Source organism: Salinibacterium sp. (assembly GCF_031364185.1).
GTDB lineage: Bacteria > Actinomycetota > Actinomycetes > Actinomycetales > Microbacteriaceae > Rhodoglobus.
Map to the genome: position 1 here is coordinate 1 of NZ_JANLVV010000051.1, position 24,259 is coordinate 24,259.

At 63.5% G+C, this 24,259-nt stretch carries 24 protein-coding genes; 13 read left to right on the forward strand and 11 right to left on the reverse strand.

What is annotated here, in order from left to right; translation table 11 throughout:
• Nucleotides 1-298 precede the first annotated feature (298 nt).
• Nucleotides 299-952, reverse strand: coding sequence for a phosphate signaling complex protein PhoU (gene phoU, locus RMN95_RS02560; RefSeq protein WP_309615417.1), 654 nt, complete (start codon nt 950-952; stop codon nt 299-301).
• A gap of 241 nt (nt 953-1,193) precedes the next feature.
• On the opposite strand from phoU, the gene RMN95_RS02565 reads away from it, so the two are divergent.
• Both RMN95_RS02565 and RMN95_RS02570 read left to right on the forward strand, forming a co-directional pair.
• Nucleotides 1,194-2,348 carry an ATP-binding protein gene (locus tag RMN95_RS02565; protein ID WP_309615395.1) on the forward strand — a complete coding sequence of 385 codons (1,155 nt, stop codon included), beginning with the start codon at nt 1,194-1,196 and terminating at the stop codon, nt 2,346-2,348.
• Nucleotides 2,345-3,025, forward strand: coding sequence for a response regulator transcription factor (locus RMN95_RS02570; protein WP_309615396.1), 681 nt, complete (start codon nt 2,345-2,347; stop codon nt 3,023-3,025). The genes RMN95_RS02565 and RMN95_RS02570 overlap by 4 nt, the downstream gene beginning before the upstream one ends.
• A gap of 74 nt (nt 3,026-3,099) precedes the next feature.
• Here RMN95_RS02570 and RMN95_RS02575 read toward each other — a convergent pair whose 3' ends face one another.
• A complete protein-coding gene (locus RMN95_RS02575) occupies nt 3,100-3,600 on the reverse strand; it encodes a hypothetical protein (RefSeq protein WP_309615397.1) in 501 nt (166 codons plus the stop codon).
• A 100-nt stretch (nt 3,601-3,700) separates the two neighbouring features.
• On the opposite strand from RMN95_RS02575, the gene RMN95_RS02580 reads away from it, so the two are divergent.
• The 5 genes from RMN95_RS02580 (at nt 3,701) to RMN95_RS02600 (ending at nt 8,888) form a co-directional block, all read left to right on the forward strand.
• Complete coding sequence (locus tag RMN95_RS02580; RefSeq protein WP_309615398.1) at nt 3,701-4,183, forward strand: CarD family transcriptional regulator; 483 nt, start codon at nt 3,701-3,703, stop codon at nt 4,181-4,183.
• A gap of 74 nt (nt 4,184-4,257) precedes the next feature.
• A complete protein-coding gene (ispD, locus tag RMN95_RS02585) occupies nt 4,258-5,406 on the forward strand; it encodes a 2-C-methyl-D-erythritol 4-phosphate cytidylyltransferase (RefSeq protein ID WP_309615399.1) in 1,149 nt (382 codons plus the stop codon).
• Between the two features lie 9 nt (nt 5,407-5,415).
• A complete protein-coding gene (gene cysS / locus RMN95_RS02590) occupies nt 5,416-6,879 on the forward strand; it encodes a cysteine--tRNA ligase (protein ID WP_309615400.1) in 1,464 nt (487 codons plus the stop codon).
• Nucleotides 6,880-6,910: 31 nt separating this feature from the next.
• Nucleotides 6,911-7,927 carry a 23S rRNA (guanosine(2251)-2'-O)-methyltransferase RlmB gene (rlmB, locus tag RMN95_RS02595; RefSeq protein WP_309615401.1) on the forward strand — a complete coding sequence of 339 codons (1,017 nt, stop codon included), beginning with the start codon at nt 6,911-6,913 and terminating at the stop codon, nt 7,925-7,927.
• A gap of 58 nt (nt 7,928-7,985) precedes the next feature.
• Nucleotides 7,986-8,888 carry a DMT family transporter gene (locus RMN95_RS02600; protein ID WP_309615402.1) on the forward strand — a complete coding sequence of 301 codons (903 nt, stop codon included), beginning with the start codon at nt 7,986-7,988 and terminating at the stop codon, nt 8,886-8,888.
• A gap of 54 nt (nt 8,889-8,942) precedes the next feature.
• On the opposite strand, the gene RMN95_RS02605 is transcribed toward RMN95_RS02600, so the two are convergent.
• From RMN95_RS02605 to RMN95_RS02615, 3 genes are all read right to left on the reverse strand, one after another.
• Nucleotides 8,943-10,319 (reverse strand): NADP-dependent succinic semialdehyde dehydrogenase, encoded by a 1,377-nt coding sequence (locus RMN95_RS02605; RefSeq protein ID WP_309615403.1) that lies wholly within the window; start codon nt 10,317-10,319, stop codon nt 8,943-8,945.
• 28 nt (nt 10,320-10,347) lie between these two features.
• Nucleotides 10,348-11,625, reverse strand: a complete 1,278-nt coding sequence (locus RMN95_RS02610) for a DUF4032 domain-containing protein (RefSeq protein WP_309615404.1) — start codon at nt 11,623-11,625, stop codon at nt 10,348-10,350.
• 62 nt (nt 11,626-11,687) lie between these two features.
• Nucleotides 11,688-12,785, reverse strand: coding sequence for a sn-glycerol-3-phosphate ABC transporter ATP-binding protein UgpC (locus tag RMN95_RS02615; RefSeq protein ID WP_309615405.1), 1,098 nt, complete (start codon nt 12,783-12,785; stop codon nt 11,688-11,690).
• Nucleotides 12,786-12,973: 188 nt separating this feature from the next.
• Here RMN95_RS02615 and RMN95_RS02620 point away from each other — a divergent pair, with 188 nt between their 5' ends.
• The gene (locus RMN95_RS02620; protein WP_309615406.1) at nt 12,974-13,903 is read left to right on the forward strand and encodes a thioredoxin domain-containing protein; all 930 of its coding nucleotides are present in this window, start codon (nt 12,974-12,976) and stop codon (nt 13,901-13,903) included.
• A gap of 376 nt (nt 13,904-14,279) precedes the next feature.
• On the opposite strand, the gene RMN95_RS02625 is transcribed toward RMN95_RS02620, so the two are convergent.
• Entirely contained in the window at nt 14,280-15,326 is a 1,047-nt protein-coding gene (locus RMN95_RS02625) for an EamA family transporter (RefSeq protein ID WP_309615407.1), read from the reverse strand.
• Nucleotides 15,327-15,466: 140 nt separating this feature from the next.
• On the opposite strand from RMN95_RS02625, the gene RMN95_RS02630 reads away from it, so the two are divergent.
• On the forward strand, nt 15,467-15,919 hold the full coding sequence (locus tag RMN95_RS02630) for a MarR family transcriptional regulator (protein ID WP_309615408.1): 453 nt from the start codon (nt 15,467-15,469) through the stop codon (nt 15,917-15,919).
• Between the two features lie 143 nt (nt 15,920-16,062).
• Nucleotides 16,063-16,314, forward strand: a complete 252-nt coding sequence (locus RMN95_RS02635; protein WP_309615409.1) for a hypothetical protein — start codon at nt 16,063-16,065, stop codon at nt 16,312-16,314.
• 72 nt (nt 16,315-16,386) lie between these two features.
• Here the strand turns inward: RMN95_RS02635 and RMN95_RS02640 are convergent, their stop codons facing one another.
• The 4 genes from RMN95_RS02640 to RMN95_RS02655 form a co-directional block, all read right to left on the reverse strand.
• Nucleotides 16,387-17,337 carry a carbohydrate kinase gene (locus RMN95_RS02640; protein ID WP_309615410.1) on the reverse strand — a complete coding sequence of 317 codons (951 nt, stop codon included), beginning with the start codon at nt 17,335-17,337 and terminating at the stop codon, nt 16,387-16,389.
• A gap of 121 nt (nt 17,338-17,458) precedes the next feature.
• Entirely contained in the window at nt 17,459-17,833 is a 375-nt protein-coding gene (locus tag RMN95_RS02645) for a TetR/AcrR family transcriptional regulator (RefSeq protein WP_309615411.1), read from the reverse strand.
• 128 nt (nt 17,834-17,961) lie between these two features.
• Entirely contained in the window at nt 17,962-18,303 is a 342-nt protein-coding gene (locus tag RMN95_RS02650) for a cytoplasmic protein (RefSeq protein WP_309615412.1), read from the reverse strand.
• A gap of 49 nt (nt 18,304-18,352) precedes the next feature.
• Nucleotides 18,353-20,407 carry a heavy metal translocating P-type ATPase gene (locus tag RMN95_RS02655; RefSeq protein WP_309615413.1) on the reverse strand — a complete coding sequence of 685 codons (2,055 nt, stop codon included), beginning with the start codon at nt 20,405-20,407 and terminating at the stop codon, nt 18,353-18,355.
• Nucleotides 20,408-20,522: 115 nt separating this feature from the next.
• On the opposite strand from RMN95_RS02655, the gene RMN95_RS17080 reads away from it, so the two are divergent.
• Nucleotides 20,523-20,996: a DUF6153 family protein gene (locus RMN95_RS17080; protein ID WP_397545229.1), complete on the forward strand. Its 474-nt coding sequence runs from the start codon at nt 20,523-20,525 to the stop codon at nt 20,994-20,996.
• A gap of 76 nt (nt 20,997-21,072) precedes the next feature.
• Nucleotides 21,073-21,651, forward strand: coding sequence for a DUF305 domain-containing protein (locus RMN95_RS02660; RefSeq protein WP_309615414.1), 579 nt, complete (start codon nt 21,073-21,075; stop codon nt 21,649-21,651).
• 865 nt (nt 21,652-22,516) lie between these two features.
• Here RMN95_RS02660 and RMN95_RS02665 read toward each other — a convergent pair.
• Nucleotides 22,517-22,999, reverse strand: a complete 483-nt coding sequence (locus tag RMN95_RS02665; protein WP_309615415.1) for a DUF4279 domain-containing protein — start codon at nt 22,997-22,999, stop codon at nt 22,517-22,519.
• Nucleotides 23,000-23,337: 338 nt separating this feature from the next.
• On the opposite strand from RMN95_RS02665, the gene RMN95_RS02670 reads away from it, so the two are divergent.
• Complete coding sequence (locus tag RMN95_RS02670; protein WP_309615416.1) at nt 23,338-24,159, forward strand: hypothetical protein; 822 nt, start codon at nt 23,338-23,340, stop codon at nt 24,157-24,159.
• Nucleotides 24,160-24,259 lie beyond the last annotated feature (100 nt).

Below are 24,259 nucleotides of genomic sequence, written 5' to 3' on the forward strand. Positions count from 1 at the left end.
CCGATTCCACCACATGCAACTCCACACCAACGGATGGACCATCGACGCCCGAAAAGACGGCACACACTGGCTCACACCACCCACCCACAACAGCGCAACACAACAACCCACCCAAATGCACCCCAAAAGCCCCCTCCGCAACACCGGATAACCCTGCCCGGCCGGGCGGTGCCGGTTCAGCGGGAGAACCCGGTCCAGCGGGAGAACCCGGTCCAGCGGGAGCCTTTGCCATCGTGGGCCAAGCCCCGCGCGCCAGTCAGCGAAGCGAGAGGTCCCGTCCGAGCCATCCAGGAACTAGCTACAACTCGGGTGCAACCCAGTCGCCGGTTGCCAAGTACTGGACCTTCTTGGCGATGTAGACAGCGTGATCCGCGAATCGCTCGTGATAGCGCGACGCCAGAGTGGCATCCACGGTGTCGACAGCAGCGCCCTTCCAGGTTTCGCCGAGCACCTTGTCGAACACGCTCAGGTGTAGGGCGTCGATCTTGTCGTCGTCGTTGCGGATCTCCTCGGCAAGACGCACATCTTCGGTGGTGAGAAGTTCGACCAATTTGCGGGCAATTGCGACATCCAGAGCGCCGAGCTCGGCAAACGTTGACCGCAGCGATTTCGGAACAACCTTGTCAGGAAAGCGGTAGCGCGCGAGCTGTGCGATGTGTTCCGCGAGATCGCCCATCCGCTCCAGAGATGCGCTGATTCGCAAAGCACTCACGACGATACGCAGATCGCGAGCCACCGGCTGCTGCCGAGCCAGAATGTTGATCGCCAGTTCGTCGAGAGCGAGCGCCGCCGCGTCAATCTTGTCGTCATCGGCAATCACCGTTTCGGCGAGGGTGACATCAGACTCGTTGAAAGCGCGGGTCGCGTTCTCGATAGACATCGCCACAAGAGTTGAAATCTCGACGAGGCGATCCTGCACCTCACGCAGTTCCTGCTGAAATACTTCTCGCACGTTTCCTCTGGTCCCTTCATTGCGGGTCATGCCCACACGTTTCATGCTCTAGCCGGGGTTCACCCGAAAAGTTCCACACGCAAAGCTCACTCGCACGGACCAAGCCCACCTACACGGACCAACCCCAGACTGGTCGCGCCAGGTTAACAGCCGGTGTTCCGGGCCTGAACATCTTCTGAAGTAGAGCGGTCACGAGGTCGAAGACACTCGTCCCCGGTGAGATGTAACTAATCTAGTCGCTATGGACTCCCAGTGGCTGGTGCCAGCCGCACTGGCATTCGGCATCCTTCTGGGCTCCGGCGTCTTCGCCATCGTGCTCATCGCGCTTCATCGCGGCCAGACCGCCGTGTCGGTGACAAGCTCCGCTGTTCCGGATGGCGTCGACCAGGTCATTGAGGCACTCGAGTCTGCGGCCGCCGTGATAGACCCGTCCAACAACGTCGTAAAGGCCTCACCCGGGGCGTTCACCTTCGGTCTTGTCGCGAATGGCCAGCTCGTGCATCCACAACTCTCCGACATCGTCGATAGGGTGCGACGCGACGGCCAACCGGTCACCCAGGAGCTGCACCTCAGTCGCGGACCTTTCGGCGATGCCAACCTGTTCCTCTTTGTTAGAGTGGCCCGCCTCGGCGCCCGCTACATCCTGTTGCTCGCCGAAGACCGCACCGAGTCGTTCAGGCTCGACGAGATGCGCCGCGACTTCATTGCCAACATCAGCCACGAACTCAAAACCCCGATCGGCGCCGTCGGGCTGCTCGCCGAAGCCCTCGTCAGCGCCTCCAGCGAACCTGAACAGGTCAAGCGTTTTGCGAAGCGCTTGACGAAAGAATCTGAACGCCTCGCCCGCATCACACAGGAAATCATCGAACTGTCGCGCCTGCAGTCGACGGATGCCCTCTCCGAAGCCGAGCTGGTCGACATCGATCACGTGGTGGCGATGGCCATCGACCAGAATCGTGTCGCGGCAGAATCGGACGGAGTGCAACTTGTGACGAAGGCAAAGTCCGGAGCACAGGTGTACGGCGACGAAGCCCTGCTCGTCACCGCGCTGCACAACCTCATCGCCAACGCGATCCAGTATTCACCCAAGCGATCGAGAGTGGGGGTTGGTGTGAGCAGCCGCGATGGCGTCGTCGAGATCGCGGTTACCGACCAGGGCGCGGGCATCCCCGCCGACGAAATCGACCGCGTATTCGAGCGCTTCTTCCGCGGCGACCCTGCTCGCAGCCGCATCACCGGTGGCTCGGGCCTCGGCCTGAGCATCGTCAAACACGTCGCCCAGAACCACAGCGGCGACGTGCGAGTGTGGTCGCAGCCGGGAAACGGCTCCACCTTCACCATCCGGCTGCCCGAAGCAATCGGCGCAGCATCCATTCAGCAGGGAGCGAGCAAGTGACCAGGATCCTGATCGTCGAAGACGAATCATCGCTGAGCGAGCCGCTCGCATACCTGCTTGGGCGCGAGGGGTACGAGACTGAGATCGCCGAAGACGGCCTCGCCGCCGTGGCTGAGTTCGACCGTGCCGGCGCCGACCTCGTGCTGCTCGACCTGATGCTGCCCGGCCTGCCCGGCACCGAGGTATGCCGAGAGTTGCGGTCACGGTCCAGCGTTCCGATCATCATGCTGACCGCGAAAGACAGCGAGGTGGACATTGTCGTCGGGCTCGAGTTGGGTGCCGACGACTACGTAACGAAGCCATACTCCACACGCGAACTGTTGGCGCGCATCCGAGCCGTGCTGCGTCGCCGCGTCGAGACAGACAGCGACGGCGATGCCGTTCTCGAGGCTGGCACCGTGCGCATGGATATCGAGCGCCACACCGTGGCAGTGGATGGGGTCGTCACCGCCATGCCGCTCAAAGAGTTCGAGCTGCTCGAACTGTTGCTACGCAATTCCGGTCGCGTGCTTACGCGCGGGCAGCTCATCGACCGGGTTTGGGGCGCCGACTATTTCGGTGACACCAAGACCCTCGATGTGCACATCAAACGCATCCGCTCCAAGATCGAGAAGACCCCGTCAGACCCGACCATGCTGGTGACGGTGCGGGGGCTGGGGTATCGCTTCGAGAATTAGCGCCGCTGCCGCTTCGGGAGGCGGTGCGGCTACCGCCTAGGGAAAGCTAGCGCTGTTGCTTCGGGAGGCACGTGCTAGCGCAGAACGTCTTCCGGCTTCAGCTCTTCGTAGGTGCCGGTCGCCTCAAGCACGGGAACCATGAGTTGCTTTCCCTCGAATTCTCCGTACTGCACATACACCGGGAACAGCGCACCGGCTTCGACTCCCGGGTTCAGCACAATGATCTGGTCTTCGCCCACGACGTTGCCGAATGACGCCGCTTCTCCGCCCGCGACCGCCTTAAGGTCTGTGCGCTTCTCGCCGCCGGATTCATACTGCAGGGTGACGGAAACGTCCTTCCGCCCCGTATTGACCAGCGTCACCAGCAGACTCACTGCCTTGCCGTCATCGCTGATGAGGGCAATCGCATTGCGCACCTTCACATCGCCCACGGTGGCGCCGACGCCATTGCTCGGGTCGTACTGGATCAGCGTTGCCTGGGTGGCGAAAAAGGTGCAACCGGCCGATCCCGTGAGCACGGCGGCGGCCAGGACGATGGATGCCACGGCGCGGGTGACGGGGGTGCGAACATTCACCAGCCAAGCTTATCTTCTGCCGGGGAGAGCGGAATGGTAAGGCAACCCTTACTGGGAAATAGCTATGGTAAACTGGTGGTCTTCGAAAGGACCCCTATTCATGTTGTTTGAGGTCGGCGAAACCGTCGTTTATCCCCATCACGGTGCTGCAACCATCACAGAGGTGAAGAAGAGGACCATCAAGGGCGAAGAAAAGCTCTACCTGAAACTCAACGTCACCCAGGGTGACCTGACGATTGAGGTGCCCGCCGACAACGTCGACCTCGTCGGCGTTCGTGACGTGATCGGCAAGGAGGGGCTCGACAAGGTGTTTGAAGTGCTGCGCGCACCGTTCACCGAGGAGCCGACCAACTGGTCTCGCCGCTACAAGGCGAACCTGGAGAAGCTTGCATCGGGAGATGTCATCAAGGTCTCCGAGGTGGTTCGTGACCTGTGGCGCCGCGACCAGGACCGCGGACTTTCTGCGGGTGAGAAGCGCATGCTAGCCAAAGCTCGCCAGATTCTGATCTCTGAACTCGCGCTCGCCGAGAAGACGGACGAAGAGAAAGCCTCGAACGTGCTCGACGAGGTTCTGGCCTCCTAAACGCGGTCGATACCGCGTCAGCTAGAACGCCGGTAATCGACACAGCGTGATCGACACAGCGTGATTGGCACAGCGTGATCGGAATCATCGTGGTGGCCGCGGGCAGCGGAACGCGCCTGGGCGGTTCGGAACCGAAGGCGTTTGTCGCGCTGAACGGCATCACCATCCTCGAGCATGCGCTCGGGGGGGTGTTCCGGTCCGTCGAACCCGCACAGGTGGTGGTGGTCGCGCCGCGATCACACCTCGAGTTGGCGCGGGAGATTTCCGCGCGGGCCGCCGGTGCGGCATCCGGCGCAGTTTCAGTCGTGGTCGGAGCCGAATACCGGCAGGCATCTGTGGCAGCAGGCCTCGCGGTACTGAACAGCGATGTCGACATCGTGCTCGTGCATGACGCGGCGCGAGCATTGACCCCCGGAGAGTGCTTCGATCGGGTCACCCGCGCTGTGCGGATCGGGGTGGTCGGCATCATCCCCAGCCTGCCGGTGAGCGACACGATCAAGCGCGTCGAGAGCCTCACCGTGATCGAGACCGTCGACCGCGACGCGCTCGTGCACGGGCAAACCCCGCAGGGATTCCCGCGGGCCGAACTCGACGCGGCCTATGCCGCCGCCACCCAGGAATTCACCGACGACGCGGCCCTGTTCTCGGCCGCTGGCCACCGGGTCGAGACCGTCGAGGGCGACGCGCGCGCCTTCAAGATCACCACCCCCTGGGATCTGCAGCGCGCGGAACGAATGCTCGGATTTGGTGCGACGTTCCGCACCGGCGTTGGCATGGACGTTCACGCCTACGACGAGACCCAGCCACTGTGGCTGGGCGGCCTCTATTGGCCCGACGAGGTCGGGCTTGCGGGCCACTCCGATGGCGATGCCCTGTGCCATGCCCTGTGCGACGCGCTGCTCTCCGCGGCCGGCCTCGGCGACATCGGTGGGCACTTCGGCACGGATGATCCTCGGTTCGCTGGCGCCCACGGCGACGTGTTTATTGCCGAGACGGTGGCGCTGGTGGGCGCGGCCGGGTTCGCGGTCGGCAACGTCTCGGTGCAACTTGTGGCGAGGCATCCACGGCTCGGTTCGAGGCGCATCGAACTCGAACGCCACCTCACCGCCCTGGTCGGCGCCCCCGTCAGTGTGGCCGCCACGACCACCGACGGGCTTGGATTCACCGGCCGGTCTGAGGGTGTCGCGGTGATCGCGACCGCGCTGGTGCAGTCGAATCGCTAAACTCGAGCAGTGACAGTGCGGATTTACGATTCCCGGCGGCAGGCCGAGGTCGACTTCGTCCCTCGAGTCGAGGGTCAGGTGGGCATCTACGTCTGTGGACCCACCGTGCAGTCGAGCCCGCACATCGGCCACCTGCGCTCGGCCCTCGTCTACGATCTGTGGCGTCGCTGGCTCACCTACCGCGGCTACCACGTGACGCTGGTGCGCAACGTCACTGACATCGACGACAAAATCCTGGCGTCGGCCAGCGCGGCAACTCCCGCGGCGGTGCAGCCGCAGGCTCAGGCAGGCACCGCTCGGGGCTCCGAGCCGTGGTGGGCGCTCGCCTACCGGTTCGAGCTCGAGTTCACCGCCGGCTACTCGGCGCTGGGCATTCTCGCGCCGACCTACGAGCCGCGTGCGACGGCGTCCATCGGCGAGATGCGCGAGATGATCCAGCGCCTCATCGACAACGGCCATGCCTATGCGGCAGTGGATGCCTCGGGCGACGTCTATTTCGATACGGCAAGTTGGCCGGCCTACGGTTCGCTCACGCGGCAGAAGCCCGACGACACGGTGGCGGCCGCCGACACCGACCCCAGGGCCAAGCGCGACCCGAGGGACTTTGCGCTCTGGAAGGGCCATAAAGCCGACGAGCCCGAGGATGCATCGTGGCCGTCGCCGTGGGGTGCCGGTCGCCCCGGCTGGCACATCGAGTGCTCCGCGATGTCGAGGCGATACCTCGGTGCCGCGTTCGACATCCACGGGGGAGGGCTCGACCTGCGCTTCCCGCATCACGAGAACGAGCTCGCGCAGTCGACGGCGGCGGGCGACGATTTTGCCACGTACTGGGTGCACAACGGCCTCGTCAACACCAACGGGCAGAAAATGTCGAAGTCACTCGGCAACTCCTTCTTCGCCGCCGAATTTCTACGGCTGGCCCGCCCCATTGTGGCGAGGTACTTTCTCGGTGCCGCCCATTACCGGTCGACCATCGACTTTCACGACGGCTCGCTGGCCGAGGCCGAGGCCGCTCTAGATCGGGTGGAGGTTTTTCTCACCCGCGCCGATCGCAGACTCGATTCGACCAGGTTCGCCGGCAGCGGGGTCGAGATCGTCCCCGAGGAGTTCGCGGCGGCGATGGATGACGACCTCGCCGTGCCGCAGGCGCTGGGCGTGCTGCACGAGACCGTGCGCGCCGGCAACGCCGCTCTCGACAACGGTGACCTCCGCGCCGTCGCGGATGCCCGTGGCGAGGTGCTCGCGATGAGCGAGGTGCTCGGCATCAATCCGCTCTCGCCACAGTGGCGCGACGCTCGAGCGACCCCCTCCGAGCGGGCACTGGCCTCCCTCGTCGAGACGCTGATCGTCGATCGCAACGCCGCACGCGCGGCCAAAGACTTCGCAGCGGCAGACCGGATCCGTGATGAACTTGCCGCTGCGGGCATCGCCGTCGAAGATGGCGCTACCGGATCTCACTGGAGCCTGCCGTGATCGCGCAGCGCTTCGCAAAGGAGCAACAGCAATGAAGAGCCCAGGAAATAAGCCGCGCGCCGGCGCCGTTCGCAAGGGACGAAAGGGCCCCCAGGTCGGCTCGGGCGGGCAGGGGCGCCAGGCGCTCGAGGGCAAGAAGCCCACGCCGAAGGCCGTTGATCGCCCGTACCATCCTGCGGGAAAGCGTAAGGCCGCGAACGAGAGGTTTGAGGCGGCCGGCGGTCGGAAGAAGGCTCCGGATGCCTCGGCGCCACAGCGCCCGCAAACCCGCCGCAGCCCGAAATCCAGTGACGAGTCCGAGATGGTGACGGGCCGCAACTCGGTGCTCGAGGCGCTTCGGGCCAAAATTCCCGTGACGACGCTGTACATGGCCGCGCGCATCGAGTTCGACGATCGCGTGAAAGAGATCCTCCAGATCGCGACGAGCCGTGGCATCCCGATGCTGGAGGTCATGCGACCGGAGCTTGATCGGCTCGCCGGTTTCGATTCGGTGCACCAGGGCGTGGCGCTAAAGGTTCCACCGTACGAATACGCGCATCCGATGGAGCTACTCGAGAAGACGGTATCGCGGGGCCAGGTGCCGCTCTTCGTCGCGCTGGATGGCATCACCGACCCGCGCAACCTGGGGGCGATCATCCGGTCGGTCGCAGCGTTCGGCGGCCAGGGTGTCATCGTGCCCCAGCGCAGGTCTGTGGGGCTCACCGCCTCGGCCTGGAAGACCTCCGCCGGGGCTGCGGCGCGCACTCCGGTGGCGATGGCGTCGAACCTGACCCAGACGATCAAGGCCTTCAAGGAGCAGGGCGTCTTCGTGCTCGGCCTCGACGGTGGCGGCGACACGATGCTGCCCGATCTGCAGCTCGCACGCGAGCCCGTGCTGATCGTCGTCGGCAGCGAGGGCAAAGGGCTCTCGCGGCTGGTGACGGAGAACTGTGACGCCGTGGTGTCGATCCCGATCAGCTCGGGCACCGAGTCGCTCAACGCCGGAATCGCCACCAGCGTGACCCTGTACGAGATCTCGAAACTGCGGGCGGCGAGCAGGCGCAAGTAGCCCGGGACCCAGGCCCCCACGGCGCGGGATCATCAGGTGGGCATCCTAGGGTTGAGGCATGGGCTTCGCTGTGATCTTCGCGCTTATCGCGGCATTGTCGTATGGCATCTCCGACTTCCTCGGCGGTACCGCGGCGATGCGGTTGCGCGTGATTCCGACCACGGTGCTCAGCTACGCCTCCGCCAGCGTCACCCTTGCCCTCCTGGTGCTGGTGACCGGGGGCACCTGGTCATCTCCCGTGGTGTTCTGGGGCGCGATTGCGGGCGTCGGTGCCGTGGTTGGCTTCGTCACCTTCTATGCGGCGATGGCGGTCGGGCCGATGAGCCTGGCCTCCCCACTCATCGCCGTGCTGGGTTCCGCTGTTCCGGTTTTCGCGTCCGTCCTGCTCGGGGAGGTGCTCGCGCCATTGGCCTGGATAGGGGTTGCCCTCGCGCTGGTGAGCGCGCTGCTCATCTCGTCGCAGCCTCGCGAGGGCGGTCGGCGCCTGACCGTTCGGGCGGCGATACTGTCGACCGTCGCGGGGGTCTCGCTCGGGTCATCCGTCATCGCGCTCGATCGCGTTCCCGCCAACTCGGGGTCGATCGCCGGGCTGGTCGAGATCGTGGTCGGCCTGGGGCTGCTGGGGGTTGTGGTCGTCGTCAGTCGCGTGGCGTCCCCGATCCGGATTTTTCTGCGGGATGTTGGCGGCACCGAGGTCGTCGAAGGGTCGCGACCACGCAGCATGGCGGCGGCGCTCGTGGCCGGCGTGCTGTTGGGCATCGCGAATGCCGCGGTGATCGCCGCTTTGCAGTCTGGCAGCCTGGCGGTAGTGTCCGTGCTGATCGGGCTCTACCCGCTGGCGACCCTGCTTCTCGCCCGCCTCGTGGGCGGGGAACGGATGACCCGCCTCCAGCTCACGGGAGCAGGGCTTGCGGTCGCCGCGTCTGGGCTCCTGGGGCTCGCCCTGGGCGTAGCGGGCTGATCGGCCGCTGCGCCCCAGTATCCGCGTACGCCCTGGCACCTAAAAGGGCGCGCTCTAGCCCTTCCACACCGTCTTGAGATTGCAGAATTCGCGGATACCGGCGGCAGCCAACTCGCGACCATAGCCCGAGGCCTTGATGCCACCGAAGGGCAGCTCTGGGTACGAGATCGTCATCCCATTGATGAATACCGCGCCGGCATCGACCGCCTCAATGAAAAAGTCCTCGTCATCGGCGTCGGTCGTCCACACGGCAGAACTCAGGCCGAACGTGGTCTGGTTTGCGATCTCGACGGCTTCTTCGCGGGATTCGACGCGATAGAGGGATGCCACGGGGCCGAACGCCTCCTCCATGACGAGCCGCATCCCCTCGTGCAGGTCGGCGACCAGGGTCGGAGCGTAGTACCATCCCGCGCGGTCGGGGGCGGAGCCTCCCGCCAGGATCGTGGCGCCGTGCTTCACGGCATCGTCGACGAGTTCCGCGAGTTCGTCACGCCCGGATTCGGTGGCCAACGGTCCGACCTGGGTGGTGGCATCCATCGGATCACCGATCACCAGCGCGCTCAGTTTCGAGGCGAAGAGCTCGGCAAACTGGTCGTAGACGTCGGCGTGCACGATGAAACGCTTGCCGGCGATGCACGACTGCCCGTTGTTCTGCACGCGAGCGGTCACGGCCGCGTCGACGGCCTTGGCAATGTCGGCGCTCGGCATGACGATGAACGGGTCTGAGCCGCCCAGCTCGAGCACGGCCTTTTTGATCTGGCTGCCGGCGTTAGCCGCGACCTCGCGACCGGCGGGCTCGGAACCGGTGAGAGTCACCGCCTTCACCCTCGGGTCCTGGAGAATTGCCGCGACCTCTTTCGATCCGATGAGCAGGGTCGAGAACGCGCCCTCGGGGAAGCCGCCGCGGGTAAAGAGGGTGTCGAGGTACAGCGCAGACTGTGGCACATTCGAAGCGTGCTTCAGTAGCCCGGAGTTGCCGGCCATCAGGGCGGGAGCGGCAAATCGAACCACCTGCCACAGCGGGTAGTTCCACGGCATGACGGCAAGCACGGCACCGAGGGGCTGATAGACCGTCCACGCCCTGGACGCGTTCACGACGGTCGCATCGGGGAGCTCCTCATCGGCGAGAAAATCCGCGGCGTGGGCCGCGTAGAACCTCATGCCCTTGACGCATTTCAGCGCCTCGCTCTTCGCCTGGGCCAGCGGCTTGCCCATCTCGACGGTCATGATCCTGGCGATCTCTTCGGCTTCGGCCTCAAGCAGGTCGGCGGCAGCGCTCATCCACCGTCCGCGGTCGTCGAAACTGGTGGTTCGCATCGCCCTGGTCGCGGCATCGGCCAGCGCGATGCGGCGCTCGACTTCCTGCGCATCGTGCGGTTCGAAGGTCTTCTCGGTGACGCCAGTGGCGGGGTTGATCGTCGCAATAGCCATGCTTCGAGAATAGTGGGGAATTGCCTGACTACACCTTCGAACGCCAGTCGTCCTCGTCCACGATAGCGATAGGCAGCGTCAGGGTTCCCGTCGGGGGGTCGATCATGGTCGCCTCGTCGCGACGGTGGGCCAGCACCGTATCGACATAGCTCGATACCGCTTCGGCGAGCGGGACGTCCCGGCTCTGGTTCTGCGACAGGTACCACCGGTGGTCGAGCAGCTGGTGGAAGATCTCGGCCGGCTCCAGCTTGCCCTTCATCTCTCTCGGGATGGCGCGGATCACCGGCTCAAACACTTGCGCAACCCACTCGTGTGACACAACCTCCTCGTCGAGATCCTGTTTCGCGAAGGCGGCTCGATACGAGTCGAGGTCATTGAGCAGCCTGCGCGCCTGGTTCTCCTCGGCGTCAAGCCCGGTGAGGCGCAACAGCCGACGTGAGTGATGGCCGGCATCCACGACCTTGGGCTGGATGCGCACCTGGGTGCCGCTCTCATCGGTCTTGATGGCGAGCTCTTCGATGTCGAACCCGAGATCGTTGAGCCGTTCGACGCGCCGGTTGATGCGCCAGCGCTCGGACTGGTCAAACTCCTCGGAGGCGGTCAGTTCCTTCCAGAGGGTGCGATACCGGGCCACGATGCCGTTGCTGATCTCGACGGGATCGATGTCTTCGTCAAGACGTCCGCCGGCCTGCAGGTCAAGGAGTTCGCCGGCAATGTTGATCCGCCCGATCTCCAGGTCGTTTTCACGCTGGCCGTTCGAGAGACTCGAATAAAGTTGGCCGGTTTCGGCGTCGACGAGGTAGGCCGCGAACGCGCCAGCGTCACGACGGAACAGGGTGTTCGAGAGCGACACGTCACCCCAGAAGAAGCCGACGATGTGCAGTCGCACCAGTAGTACGGCGAGCGCATCGACCAGCCGTGTTGCCGTCTCCGGTCGCAGGCTCTGCGAGTAGACGGCGCGGTAGGGCAGCGAGAATCGCAGGTGTCGCGTGACCAACACGGATTCGAGCGCATCGCCCTCGGCCGTGCTTCGATTGGTGATCACGGCGAGTGGGTCGACGCAGGGAATGTCGAGTCGCTGCAGGTTTCGCAGCATGTCGTACTCTTTGCGGGCAAGCTCTGCGGAGGTCTCTTTGATGGCGACCACATAGCCGCTAAGGTTCACGAACCGCACGAGGTGGCGCGAAATGCCCTTGGGGAGGGCCGCGATGGTGTCTTCGGGCCAGATCTCCAGCGGAAGCGACCAGGGCAGGTCGAGCAGGGCGGGGTCGACGGTGGCCGCGGTGATGTTGAGTGAGCCGCTCATGGTGTCCTTAAAACGGATCGAGCCTGTCGAGAAACCCGACAGGCTCGATCACGGATGGCTGCCTACGCTACGGCGACAGCCTTGCTGAGGCGAAGGCCGGACTCTGTTTCGAACACGTGGATGTGGTTGGGCTCCGGGGTGATGAAGACCTTATCGCCCGCGTTCGGGTGGCTGCGGCCGTCGACTCGGGCGACGATGTCGACGCGGTTGCCACTGATCTCGGTGTGGCCGTAGAGGTAACCGTCGGCGCCGAGCTCTTCGACCAGGTCGACGTCGACCGCGAGGCCCTCGCCGGTGTTGGAGACCTTGACGTCTTCGGGGCGGATTCCGATGGTCACCGTCTTCGCCTGGGTGTTGCTGAACACATCACGGTCGACAGCGGCAGTGGCGGTTCCGAACCTGAGGCCTCCGTCGACGAGGTCGGCGTCGAACAGGTTCATTGCTGGGCTTCCGATGAAGCCAGCGACGAAGACGTTCTGCGGCGCTTCGTACAGGTCGCGAGGGGTTCCGACCTGCTGTAGCACGCCATCCTTCAGCACAGCGATGCGGTCGCCCATGGTCAGCGCCTCGGTCTGGTCGTGGGTGACATAGACCGTGGTGACGCCGAGTCGACGCTGGAGCGACGCGATCTGGGTGCGGGTCTGAACCCGCAGCTTGGCGTCGAGGTTCGACAGCGGCTCGTCCATGAGGAACACCTGGGGCTGGCGCACGATCGCGCGACCCATGGCGACGCGCTGGCGTTGGCCGCCGGAAAGCGCCTTCGGCTTGCGGCTGAGGTAGGGCTCGAGGTCGAGAAGCTTGGCCGCCTCGAGCACGCGGGAGGCGCGCTCGTCTTTGTTGATGCCCGCGATTTTGAGCGCGAAGCCCATGTTCTCGGCCACCGTCATGTGCGGGTACAGCGCGTAGTTCTGGAAGACCATCGCAATGTCTCGGTCTTTCGGTGGTACGTCGGTGACGTTGCGGTCGCCGATCAGGATGTTGCCTTCGTTGACCTCTTCGAGGCCCGCGAGCATGCGAAGGCTTGTCGACTTGCCGCACCCCGAGGGGCCGACCAACACGAGGAATTCGCCGTCGGCGACCGAGAGATCGAGGGCATCTACTGCCGGCTTGGTCGAGCCAGGGTAGAGGCGGGTTGCCTTGTCGAACGTAACTGATGCCATGAGTTTTATTGCTCCTTCACCGGCAGGTACGTGCCGGACGATCCTTAGTGAATGGATGAGATGACTGTGCCACCGCCCATCAGTATGACACCCGAAGCAGGGTCGCGGCGGCCGGAGTTGGGCTTTTTCCAGCGATCCCTCGTACAATTCGACAGGCATGCCGTTCTCGGTGTGCAGCTACCGCCCTGATGAATGAGGATCGATTGACCAACGGCACACCAAGCCACAGCCGGCTCTCGAAGAACGAGAAACGTGAAGCCGCCCGCGAAAAGGCCCGGATTCTTCGCGTCGAACAGAAGAAGAAGGATCAACGCACGAAGTTCCTCCTTCAAGGCGGGATTATCCTCGCAGTCCTCGCGGTCGCGGCCATCATCGCGCTGGTGCTCGTCAACTCGGTCCGTCCGGTGGGTCCTGGCCCTCGCAACATGGCCAGCGACGGAATCCAGGTTGGTCAGGGCAACATCGCCACCGTGACCCCGGCACTGAAGCCGGATGCCGATCCGGTGCCGAATGTTCGGGACGAGGCATCCGGGGTCCTGGATATCCAGGTCTACGTCGACTATCTCTGCCCGGTCTGCGGAGACTTTGAGAAGACCAACGGTGAGTACATCGCCAGCCTCATCGAAAACGGGAAGACGACCGTCGAGACGCACCCGATCACCATCCTGGATCGACTGTCGCAGGGCACCAAATACTCGACCAGGGCAGCGAACGCGGCCGCGTGCGTCGCCAACTACTCTCCCGACCAGTTCTACGACTTCAACACTCGGATGTTCATGAATCAACCCGCCGAGAACTCAGTCGGGCTGAGCGACGATGAGCTCATCAAGTTCACCACGCAGGCGAAGGTGGATGCCGCCAGTGACATCTCCACGTGCATCACCGACCAGAAGTTCAAGGGCTGGGTGAACGCCTCGACCGCGCGTGCGCTGAACGGGCCGATCCCCACCGCGAACATCACGAAGGTGGAAGGAACGCCCACCGTGATCGTCAACGGACTCAAGTACGAAGGCTCGGTCTCGGATCTCGCCTCCTTCCAGGCATTTGTGCTCCAGGCCGCCGGCGCCGACTTCAACGAGAGCTCCACGCCCACGCCCACGCCGACCGCAACCCCGTAGCTCCGATCGATTCGGCGGTCACCGTCGTCACGCACATCGGTACGTGACGAGGGCGATCGTCTTTGTCCCCGGCCCTCGCAGTCGAGATATCAGTCGGAGTACAGTGGAAACGAGCTGACCACGCACTGCTGGGCTGTCACGGCCCACGCTCACGTGGCAGATCAACCTCATGAGACGTTCCGGGCCGCTGCACAGCACCCGGCTAGACCGCCCGCCTACCACGGACGGAGAGGAGGCGACCATGACGGAATGTTGTGACACCAGTTGCTGCACAGCGGGATGCGCCGAAGGCTGCATCTGCTGCTGACCACCTCTGGCAGGAAGCCCCCGGTCGACACTGTTGCCCGGGGGTTTTCGCATGTAGAGACGGGATGGTTCAGTGCCCGTGGCGGTGGTGGGCGTCCGGGTAGTGCTCGTGCTCGTGTGTCATCGGCTCGTGAGAGTGCTCGTGGCGGTGACGCAGCCCGACAGCAACAGGTTCATCGTGAGGGTGCTGGTGATGTTCGTCGTGAGTGTGCCAGTGCTCGTGGACGATGGCGTCGTGCGTGTGCTCATGCTCGTGGCGCTCGCTCAGGTGCAACCAGACCCCGACGGCCATCAGGGCCGCGGCGATCACCAGGGGGATCGTGATGGATGCCCCCAACGCGATCGCGAGCACGGCGCCGAAGAAGGGGGCAACAGAGAAGTACGCTCCGGCCCGGGCGGTTCCCAGATGCCGCATCGCCACGATGAACAGCACCAGGCTTACGCCGTAGGCGAAGAATCCGACGATCATCGCTGCGGCAACACTCGGCAGCGCCGGAACCTGGCTCCCGAGCAGCAGTGCGATCGTCAGGTTCACCGGCCCGGCAACACCTCCCTTCACGGCCGCGAGCCAGGTGGCATCCGTGAGCGAGATCTTTCGGGTGAGGTTATTGTCGATGCCCCAGCACAGGCATGCCGCGAGGATGGCGAGCGCGGGCCACGCCGACCCGAGTTCGGCGCCCGTGGGGATGCTGAGGACAACCGCACCAGCGACGATCACGGCCATCCCGATCGCAATCCGACGATCGAAGTTCTCCCGGAATACGAACCAGGCCAGCAGGGCCGTGAACACGCCCTCGGCATTCAGAAGCAGGGATGCCCCGGTCGCCGGCATGTTCGCGAGTCCGAACATCAGCAGCACGGGCCCCAGCACGCCACCGAAGCCGATCGCTCCCACGAGGGGAAGGATCTCAGGGCGGGCCAGGTGCGGACGGCGAGCTCTGGCGATGAGGCGGTACAGCCCCAGCCCGAGACCGGACCCTAGGTAGAGCAGTCCAGCGAGCATCCACGGGCTGGTCGATCCGAGCAGGATCTTTGCAAAGGGGGTGCCCGCGCCGAACAGGATCGCGGCACCGATCCCGGATTGGACGCCGACATGGCGCAGACTCGACAGTGGCATGTATCCATGGTGCACCACGTGTGGTTGACACGGTAGCCGGCTCCCTCGGCATACGATTCAGAACGTGACGCTGTGCCCTCGGCGCGGACGACGTTGTCAACCGGGCCACCCGGTGGCCCCACCCAGGCGAAAGAAGACGAGTGAGCGCAAGCACCAGAGAACAGGCAATCGTCGATGCGTCGGCGCGGCTCGTCAGCGTCGTTCGAGTTGTGGAGAATTTTCGTGACGCGGTCGCGGTTCGGGCGGGCTTTGCAGATACTGACTTCAAGGCGCTGGCGCGGGTGTCGGACGCGGGCCAGCTCACACCGAAGGATCTTTCGCTTTCTCTCGACATCACCACGGGTGCCGTGACGGCAATCTCGGATCGCCTGGTGACCAGCGGGCACCTGGAGCGTGTGCCGAACCCCGAGGATCGACGGAGCCTGCTGCTTCGGGCAACACCTCGAGGTAGAGCGGTGATCGAGTCGGGTAAGGAAGGCTTCCACGATGCGATCACCGAAGCCCTGTCGACTGCTTCGCTGCCCGAGCTTCGGCAGTTCATCACCCTGCTTGAGAAAACGACCGAGTCTCTGTCAGCGGTAACGAGCAAGTAGCGTCCGGGCTCGTAAGATACACGCCGGGGTTTGTTTGTCGAGCCCTTTACATCGGATGCATGTAGCTTGATAATTGAGAAGCTTAAAAGCTGAATTACCCGAATTCACACCACAGTATTGCGACTTCGCACCGAGAGGTTTTAATGCATCTGCTGACGATAAACGGATCCCAGTTTCGACTGTCGACCGTCGAGGAGCTCATCGCGACGAAGGCCGCACTGGAAGTCGTCGCACTCGGCGGGGGAGGATTCGTCGATGTCCGCGCGGAAGGCCGCAATACGGTCAGCGTTCTCGTGACGCCACTCAGTGCGATTCACATCCACAATCGGGACGGTGGTGCGGCGATGGCGATGGCTAGCAGGCCAGTGGATATGGCGTGGCTCGACGACATTTGAGCAACACGCCGCGACGGTGCCACAACTACCCAGGCCAAGTCCAGGTCCTGCACCATAGCTGACTCGCAGCATTTACGCCGGGTTCACCGCATGCAGCTCAGCGAGAGTAGGCGGCGTCGCTCCGCTCTTGCCGACGGTCAGCGCCGCGCACAGGGTCGCACTGTTCGCGACATCCGTCACAATGTCGAGAGGGATGTTCTTGAGCAACGCACGCCCGGTGCCGAGATAACCGCGCTCGCCCAGGGCCGCGATGAGCCCCGACATGAACGCATCACCGGCGCCAATGGTGTCTGCCACCGGCACGCTGAGGGCGGCAATCGTCACCATCCCCGCCGTGCAGGCCGCCACGGCGCCGTTCGCGCCGTCGGTCACGACAACCAGTGACGGCCCCCGGGACATCCATTCGACTGCCACTTCGGCTGCCGTGCGACCAGGACACAGCCAGTGCACATCCTCAAGGCTGGCCTTCACGACGTCGCTGGCCGAAACGTGCCTGCGCACCGCGTCAAGCGTGGCGTGACGGTCGGCGAGAAATTGCGGCCGGATGTTCGGGTCATAGCTCACCGTAGCTGAGGCACGAACGGCCTCGACCCACTGTTCGACCTTCGCGGCACCGGGAGAGAGAAGGGCCGCGATCGAGCCAAAATGCAGATGTTTCACCCCGTGAGGATTCACCTCCGGAGGCAGATTCCATTCGACATCGAATTGGTAGCTCGCCGCTCCCGACGCATCGATGGTCGCTGTCGCCGTCGACGTCGCGAGCTGATCCACCGAACCGGCGGCGAGGGTCACCCCGGCGTCATCAAGCCGCTGGCGCACTCGATTGCCGCGATCGTCAGCGCCCAGCCTGGTCAGGAATGTGGTGGGAACCTCGAGCAGTGCGAGCCCCGCGCTCACATTCATGGGACTGCCTCCGGGGTACTCCCGTGACCCGTCCGCCGTGACCACCACATCCATCAGGGCTTCGCCGATGACGAGGGTGGTGCCGCCCTCGGTGCCCATGGTCGCCTCAGAAGCCGTCACTGTGCACCCTTCCCAGTTACCTCAGTGTGGCACCCAGACATTCGTGCTGCCGACGGGGAACCTCGTCCGGGGCTCCATGGGAACCGCGGTGTCTCGCCGGCTGAACACGACTACGGTGCGCTCAGTGTTGCGAACCGGCCTCCGCAAACGAGTCCTGGGATTCGAGCAGCGCCCTGCACATCAGGAGCGTCTCACGGAGCGTGTCCGATGTCCGGTCGGATGGGGCATCCAGGGAGTCGAGCGCGCCGTTGATGAGGCCTATCGCCTCGACGACGTTCGCCGGCACCGGTGAGACCTTCCAGAGCAGGGCAACCCGATCCGGAAAGTATCGGTAAACCGATCCTATTGACACTCCCGCGAGCTCGGCGACGTGGCTCGTGCTGAACCGGTCGCGGCCAAACCGGTTGATCGCCGTGAGTGCCGCTGCCTCGATTCTTTCGATCGTCAATTGTGAACGTACCTGGGTGGGGCTATTTCTCGGGATGAACTGTGACACCGGAACTCCTCTTCGTGCGGATCAGCACACACCTCGTGGTTCTCGAGGGCTGCACATACATCAGAATCTAAGTAACTTAGCATTCAAACTATCCTGTCTGCCTATAGTCGGAATCCGGCCAAGATTATTTAGGTGACGGGGCCCAATGACGCCGACGAAGCAGAGCTCGTGCTGTTCTTCAATTCCACGAGGATCGTGTGCGTGGGAGTGCGACCAATATTCAGCCCGCTATGAGACTGGGCAGGAAGCCACACGGCGCTACCCGCGGCGAGGGTCACATCGCGGCTATGCTCGCCGCTGGTGAGGCGTCGGTCGAAGTCGGTGAGCGTCACCATGACAGTGGCGGGATGGTCGTGAGGCGTGGTCGCCTGCCCGGGAGTGTCCCGGTACTCCAGCACGCGCACATCGTCATTTTCCCAGAGGGTGCGATAAAATTCGGGGTTTGAAATAGTGGGATCGGTGTCTTCCATATGCGCACGGTACTCTCACCGCCGGGTCGGCGGCACCCCCCCACCGCAGCTAGCGACGTGCGGGTTGGTCGCGTACGGCTCCTGGTCGTAAGTCAATTCTCCGCAATAGCTGGGCGTTGAGCGCGACCACCACGGTCGACGCCGACATGAGCAGCGCGCCCACCTCCATGGGCAGTACGAAGCCGATCGGCGCGAGCACCCCGGCCGCCAGTGGGACAGAGATCAGGTTGTATCCCGCGGCCCACCATAGATTCTGCTTCATCTTGCTGTAGCTCCTCCGCGAGAGCTCAATGACCGACAGTACCGAGCGCGGGTCGTCGCTGGCGAGGATGACACCGGCCGAGGCTATCGCCACATCGGTGCCGGCACCGATGGCGATACCCACGTCTGCCTGCGCGAGCGCGGGGGCGTCGTTGACGCCATCGCCGACCATGGCGACCTTGCGGCCCTCCCGCTGGAGTTCCGAGACCTTGGCCGACTTGTCTTCGGGGTGCACCCCGGCGAAAACCCGGTCGATACCCAGCTCTGTCGCGACCGATGTCGCGACGGCCTCCGCGTCACCCGTGATCATGACGACCTGGATGCCGAGCTCGTGCAACGCATCCACAGCCTGCCGGGACTCTTCGCGAATCTCGTCGGTGAGGCCGATTGCTCCGATGACCTTGCCCTCGGCCAGCACGTGGAGGATGATCGCGCCGTCACTGCTCCACGGTTCGGAGACGGGCAACGGCTGCGCGCCATGTGCTCGCAGCATTGCGGGGCCGCCCACCGAAATCGAGCGCCCCTCTACCGACGCCGAGACGCCGACCGCTGTCGAGGCCAGAAACTCTGTGGCACGGGCCACCGTGAGCGTGCGCCGTCCCGCCTCGTGCACGATTGCCTTGGCGAGAGGATGTTCGCTGTCGCTCTCCGTCGCTGCCGCCCATCGGATGAGGTCGTCTTCACCGACGCCATCCACGACGGCCACTCGCGAGACAACAGGCTCGCCCTTGGTCAGGGTGCCCGTCTTATCAAACAACACTGTGTCGATCGTGCGCATACTCTCCAGTGCCAGCCGGTCTTTGACCAGCACGCCCGCATTGGCTGCCTTTTCGGTAGAGATTGCGACCACCAGCGGAATAGCGAGCCCGAGCGCGTGAGGGCAGGCGATCACCAGCACGGTGATGGTGCGAACGATGGCATCGTTCGGGCTTCCCACAAGGGTCCACACAATGGCGGTGATGACTCCGGCGCCGAGCGCAAACCAGAACAGCCAGCTCGCCGCCCGGTCGGCAATCCGCTGGGCGGGTGAACTGGAGTTCTGCGCCTCTGCCACGAGGCGTTGGATGCCCGCCAGCGCGGTATCCGCTCCCACCGCCGTGACCTCGACCCGGAGTGCCATGTCCGTGGCCACCGTTCCCGCGATGACGTGTGATCCGGGCGCCCGGCTCACAGGACGGGACTCCCCGGTGATCATGGATTCATCGACATCCGCCGTGCCTTCGATCACCGTTCCATCGGCGGGTACCCGTCCCCCCGGACGCACGATCGTGACATCCCCGATCCTGAGTTCTGAGGGCGCGATGGTCGTGACGGTATCGCCATCCACTCGTTCTGCCTCATCAGGCAGCAGTGCGGCCAGGGATTCCAGCGCGGTGGAGGTCTGGGCAAGCGAGCGCATCTCGACCCAGTGGCCCAGAAGCATGATCACGATGAGCAGCGCCAGCTCCCACCAGAAGTCGAGTTCCCGGTCGAGGATGCCCAGGCTCGCGCCCCAGGAGGCGAGGAACGCCACGGTGATCGCGAGAGAAATGAGGAGCATCATGCCGGGCTTGCGCGCACGAAGTTCGGAGACCGCCCCGACCAGGAACGGGCGGCCGCCCCACACGTACATCACTGTCCCGAGGATGGGTGAAATCCACGCCACCGGAGCAAATTTGGGAAGCGGGTATCCGAGGAGCATGGCGAACATGGGGCTGAAGGCCACCACGGGAACCGCGATCACCAGCATGATCCAGAACAGCCGCCGGAATTGCCCGACGTGATCTGCGTGGCCCGTGTGGCTGTCGTGCCCGTGAGTTTGTGGGGGATGGTGCCCGACGGGATGCTCCTGCGTTTCGCTCATCGTGTCAGGTTATACCCCCTGGGGGTATAGTTCAATGGGAGTCAGCCTCCAAACTGGGGCAAGCACCGATCGGGCATCTACGCTGGAGGAGTACCCGAGGAAGGAGTTGAGTCGAATGTCTGCATCCCCGTTCGCGTCGACTCATCGGCCCCCGAGTGTTCGATACCTGCTTCTCGCCCTCGTCGCGGTTCCTGTGATCGTGCTCGGTATCCTCGCCATGCACTTCCTGGCTAGTGGATCTCTGGCTGCCGGTTCTCTGGGAGGCACCGCTCTTGGCGAGTCCACCTCGACGCACGCCATGGTGGAGTCTGGGCACACCCATCCGGGCGCCCCAGAGACAGCGCCGGCAGCACCCGCTGATGACTGCGACGGCATGTGTGCCGCGGGTCACAATATGCCGGACCACAGCCTCATGGCAATGGTGTGCGTCCTCGCGCTCATGATCTACATGCTTCTCTTTATGGTTCCTGTGACTTGGGCGAGGTGGGCATCAAGCGGTGCCCTGCCGAGGTCTTTAGCAGCCTTGCTCGCCACCCTGGCTCCACGGTCGCCGCCCTCTCTCAGCATGCTTTCCCTCAGTCGAAGGTGATCAACCGTCTGGCAATCCAGACACTCGCCGAAAGGCGAACCCCTCACTTCACTCGACCATAAGGAAAGACATCACCATGAATACTCGAACACTCACGCTGCTCGCCGCAGCGCTCGCCACCACCATCGCGCTAGCCGGATGCAGTGTCGGCAATACGGGCTCGAACTCCGATCCCGGTTCTTCATCCACCTCTACTGAGGCGTTCAACAATCCCGACGTGACCTTTGTCATGGGGATGGTTCCACACCACGAGCAGGCGGTAGAAATGTCGCAGATGATTCTGGACAAGGATGGCATCGACCCGAGGGTCGCCGAACTGGCCCAGCAGATCAAGGATGCGCAGGGTCCCGAAATCGACCTGATGAACTCCTGGCTGGATGCCTGGGGCGCGGGCGGATCGATGGGAGGGATGAATCACGACATGGGCGGAATGATGTCGGATGACGACATGGCCGCACTCGACGCGGCCAGCGGCGCTGATGCATCATCCTTGTTCCTCACGCAGATGACGGCTCATCACCAGGGAGCCATCATGATGGCGGAGATGGAACTGAAGATGGGCGAAAACCCAGGCACACTGGAGCTCGCCCAGAAGATCATCGACAGCCAGACCGCCGAGATCGCCACCATGAAGAAGATCCTCGACAGCCTCTAACGATCGGGGTCGGGCGTGCTGGCATACGGCAGCGCGCCCGACTCGGCGCGGTTCTCAGCGGTCGAGCCCTAGCGCGTGGCGACTCTGCAGTCGGCTTCGGACTACTCGTCGGGCAACGATGCAACGCCCACGAGTATGAGTTTGTTATTGGCCAGCGGTTGGAGCCTGAATAGGTCAGCCGAGTGATGTGCAGTATTGACTAGGCAGTTCTACCAGCGCAGTGCCAGAGAAGAATCGGAATGCCGATCGCGGCGAGAAGAGTCCACTCAAGCCGCGACTGTCCACGCCCTGGGGGGTACGTACGCCGTCGGCACGAGATCCATACAGTGAGATTGGCAGACCGTGGCGTTGACGCCTAACGACGCAGCGGAGCGCCGGGGCATGCCAGTACCAACGCCGTGCGGGATGTGCCATACATCTGCCATAGGTCCCGGAAACGGTGGGTGGGTGCCCTGGAGTCGTGCGGCAGATTCGAACCGACGACCCCCGCTTTACAAGAGCGAATTGGACCCCTGAAGTAGCAGGTAGGCGTGCCAAACTTCCGCGGAATTCAGCGGTTTATGGTGACCTTGGGCACTCCCCGCAATCAGCGGGCGCTCCTCGGTTGTGGGCAAAGTGTGGGCAACCTCAGATTCTTGTCGAGAATGTGATGCGTGGTGTATCAAGACATCTCTGACGAAACTGCATCAGGACATCCCTGACAGTTGATGTATTAGTACATCCTGACAATCGACGGTTTCGTCCGGCGGTTGGTGCTGTATGGGTGCGCTACTCCGAGATATTTCGTGCAGGTTCGCGGCCAGAACCAACTCATTTCGAAAGCTGGCGTGCGCGATGGTTCCCGTCGATCCCTAGAAACGGAAGTTTATTTAGTCGCCGATATGGGTGGTCCGGGTTGGTCATCCATGACGACACCTTCCTCATCGTCAGCCTCACTAGCGAACTCCGTGTACGCGGTGCCGTATAGGTCGCAGCCCAGCGTTCCCAGATCGGCCATGAGCTTTGCCTCAATCTCGAAACCGCCTTGAGCGGAGACTTCCCCACTCCAGCGGATGATCGTGTCGTATCGGGGACGAAGAGCGGCCAAGGGACCGGACAAGTCGCGGATGTCGGCGACGAGTGCTCTCAGTGCAGCGAAGCCCGTAGTGTCGTTGGGCTCGATCTTCGACTTATCAGGTTCATAGCTCCACATCGAGCGTTTGTAAGGCGCGAACTCCTGCGTCTTTCCAATGTGACGATCACCCTTTTCGTGAGTGGATTTTGGTACGAGACCGAGCATCGCGCTGACGTGGGCGGAAGTGCCCGTGTCGGAGTAGATCGAGAGGGTTGCAATGCTCCAACGCGCCACGAACGACCTCTCTCTTCTCGCACTGCTCACTAAATATGGACACGCGCTCGAGAATTTGCGTGACCCGCTCAGAATGACAGAACCTCGCGGGCCGCGGTGCTCACGTTGCTTGATTGTGACATCGGGCCTAACAGTCATTGCCACCCGCCACGGATCAGGAGAACAGCGAACGATCGCGAGTCCCTCCCGCATCAACGACACCGACACGATCCCTGAAACATCGAGCCAGAAGTTTCTGGACCAACCAGCCCCGAAGTGTCAGAGATCTGTTGAGGCGAATCCGTCAGGGGTGTCCTGATAAATCACAGCTGGAAATACTGTCACCCTAGGATTGCGGCATGCCACCGACCACGCGTGTTCTTTCTCAGGGAGAGCCCATGCAGCTCGGGGCTCCTGATGCACCTTTGAGTTTCGAGCGGCCGGCCAGGGACCGTCCCGCAGGCGAGGGGCCCGGTCTTCGCCGCTTGCGACTCGATGGCAAGGATGCATTCGACTTGAGTTTCTGGTGCGGCACGTGCCCTCTCGTTTTCGAGCGACTCGAAGGGTCGAATCGCACACTGTCAAGTGAGGACCTGCAGGCGCGGCTCAACGCCGGGCTCTCGATGATCGATAACGACGTTCTTGGTGCAGCATCGCTCTTGGTCCCAGACGCGACTTACCTCCCGATGTTGCTGGCCGTAAGGCCGAAGCTGGTGATGCCGTCGGGGAAGTCCGACTACTTCGCACACGAGCAGGTCGCACATCGGGGTATCGATAGCTTCTGGGGACTACCGCAGTACCCCAAGACGCCGTACTACCGCGCTGGAAGTTGGCAGCCTGGCGACCATGACTTTCTGTTTGAGTTCATTGTCCCGATGCTCCCGCCCACCTGGAACGATCGAGACCAAGTCGCGCGGTATGAACAGCAGCTTCGCTCTGGCGCGAAGCCAACAATTTTGGCGCTGTCCATTCTTGATCGCACGCAGCCCTTCGATAGCTTCGACGCGCATTCCGGCCTCATGCACTTCGTGCTGGACGGCCATCACAAGCTCGAGGCGGCTGCGCGCCTCAAGACGGAGATCACCATTCTGTCGCTGCTCTCAATCGACGACAGCTTGGCGCTGCGGGACGATGTTCAGCGGATTCCCGAATTGATCGAGTCTCGCCCGAAACGACTGTAGGCAGCGTCGGGCCCTTCCTTTGGGTATTCCCAAGGCTGGAATGGGCAAAGGAATAGTTGGAGGGGCAAAACCCCTGATCAGCCGCCACCCCCGCGCTGCG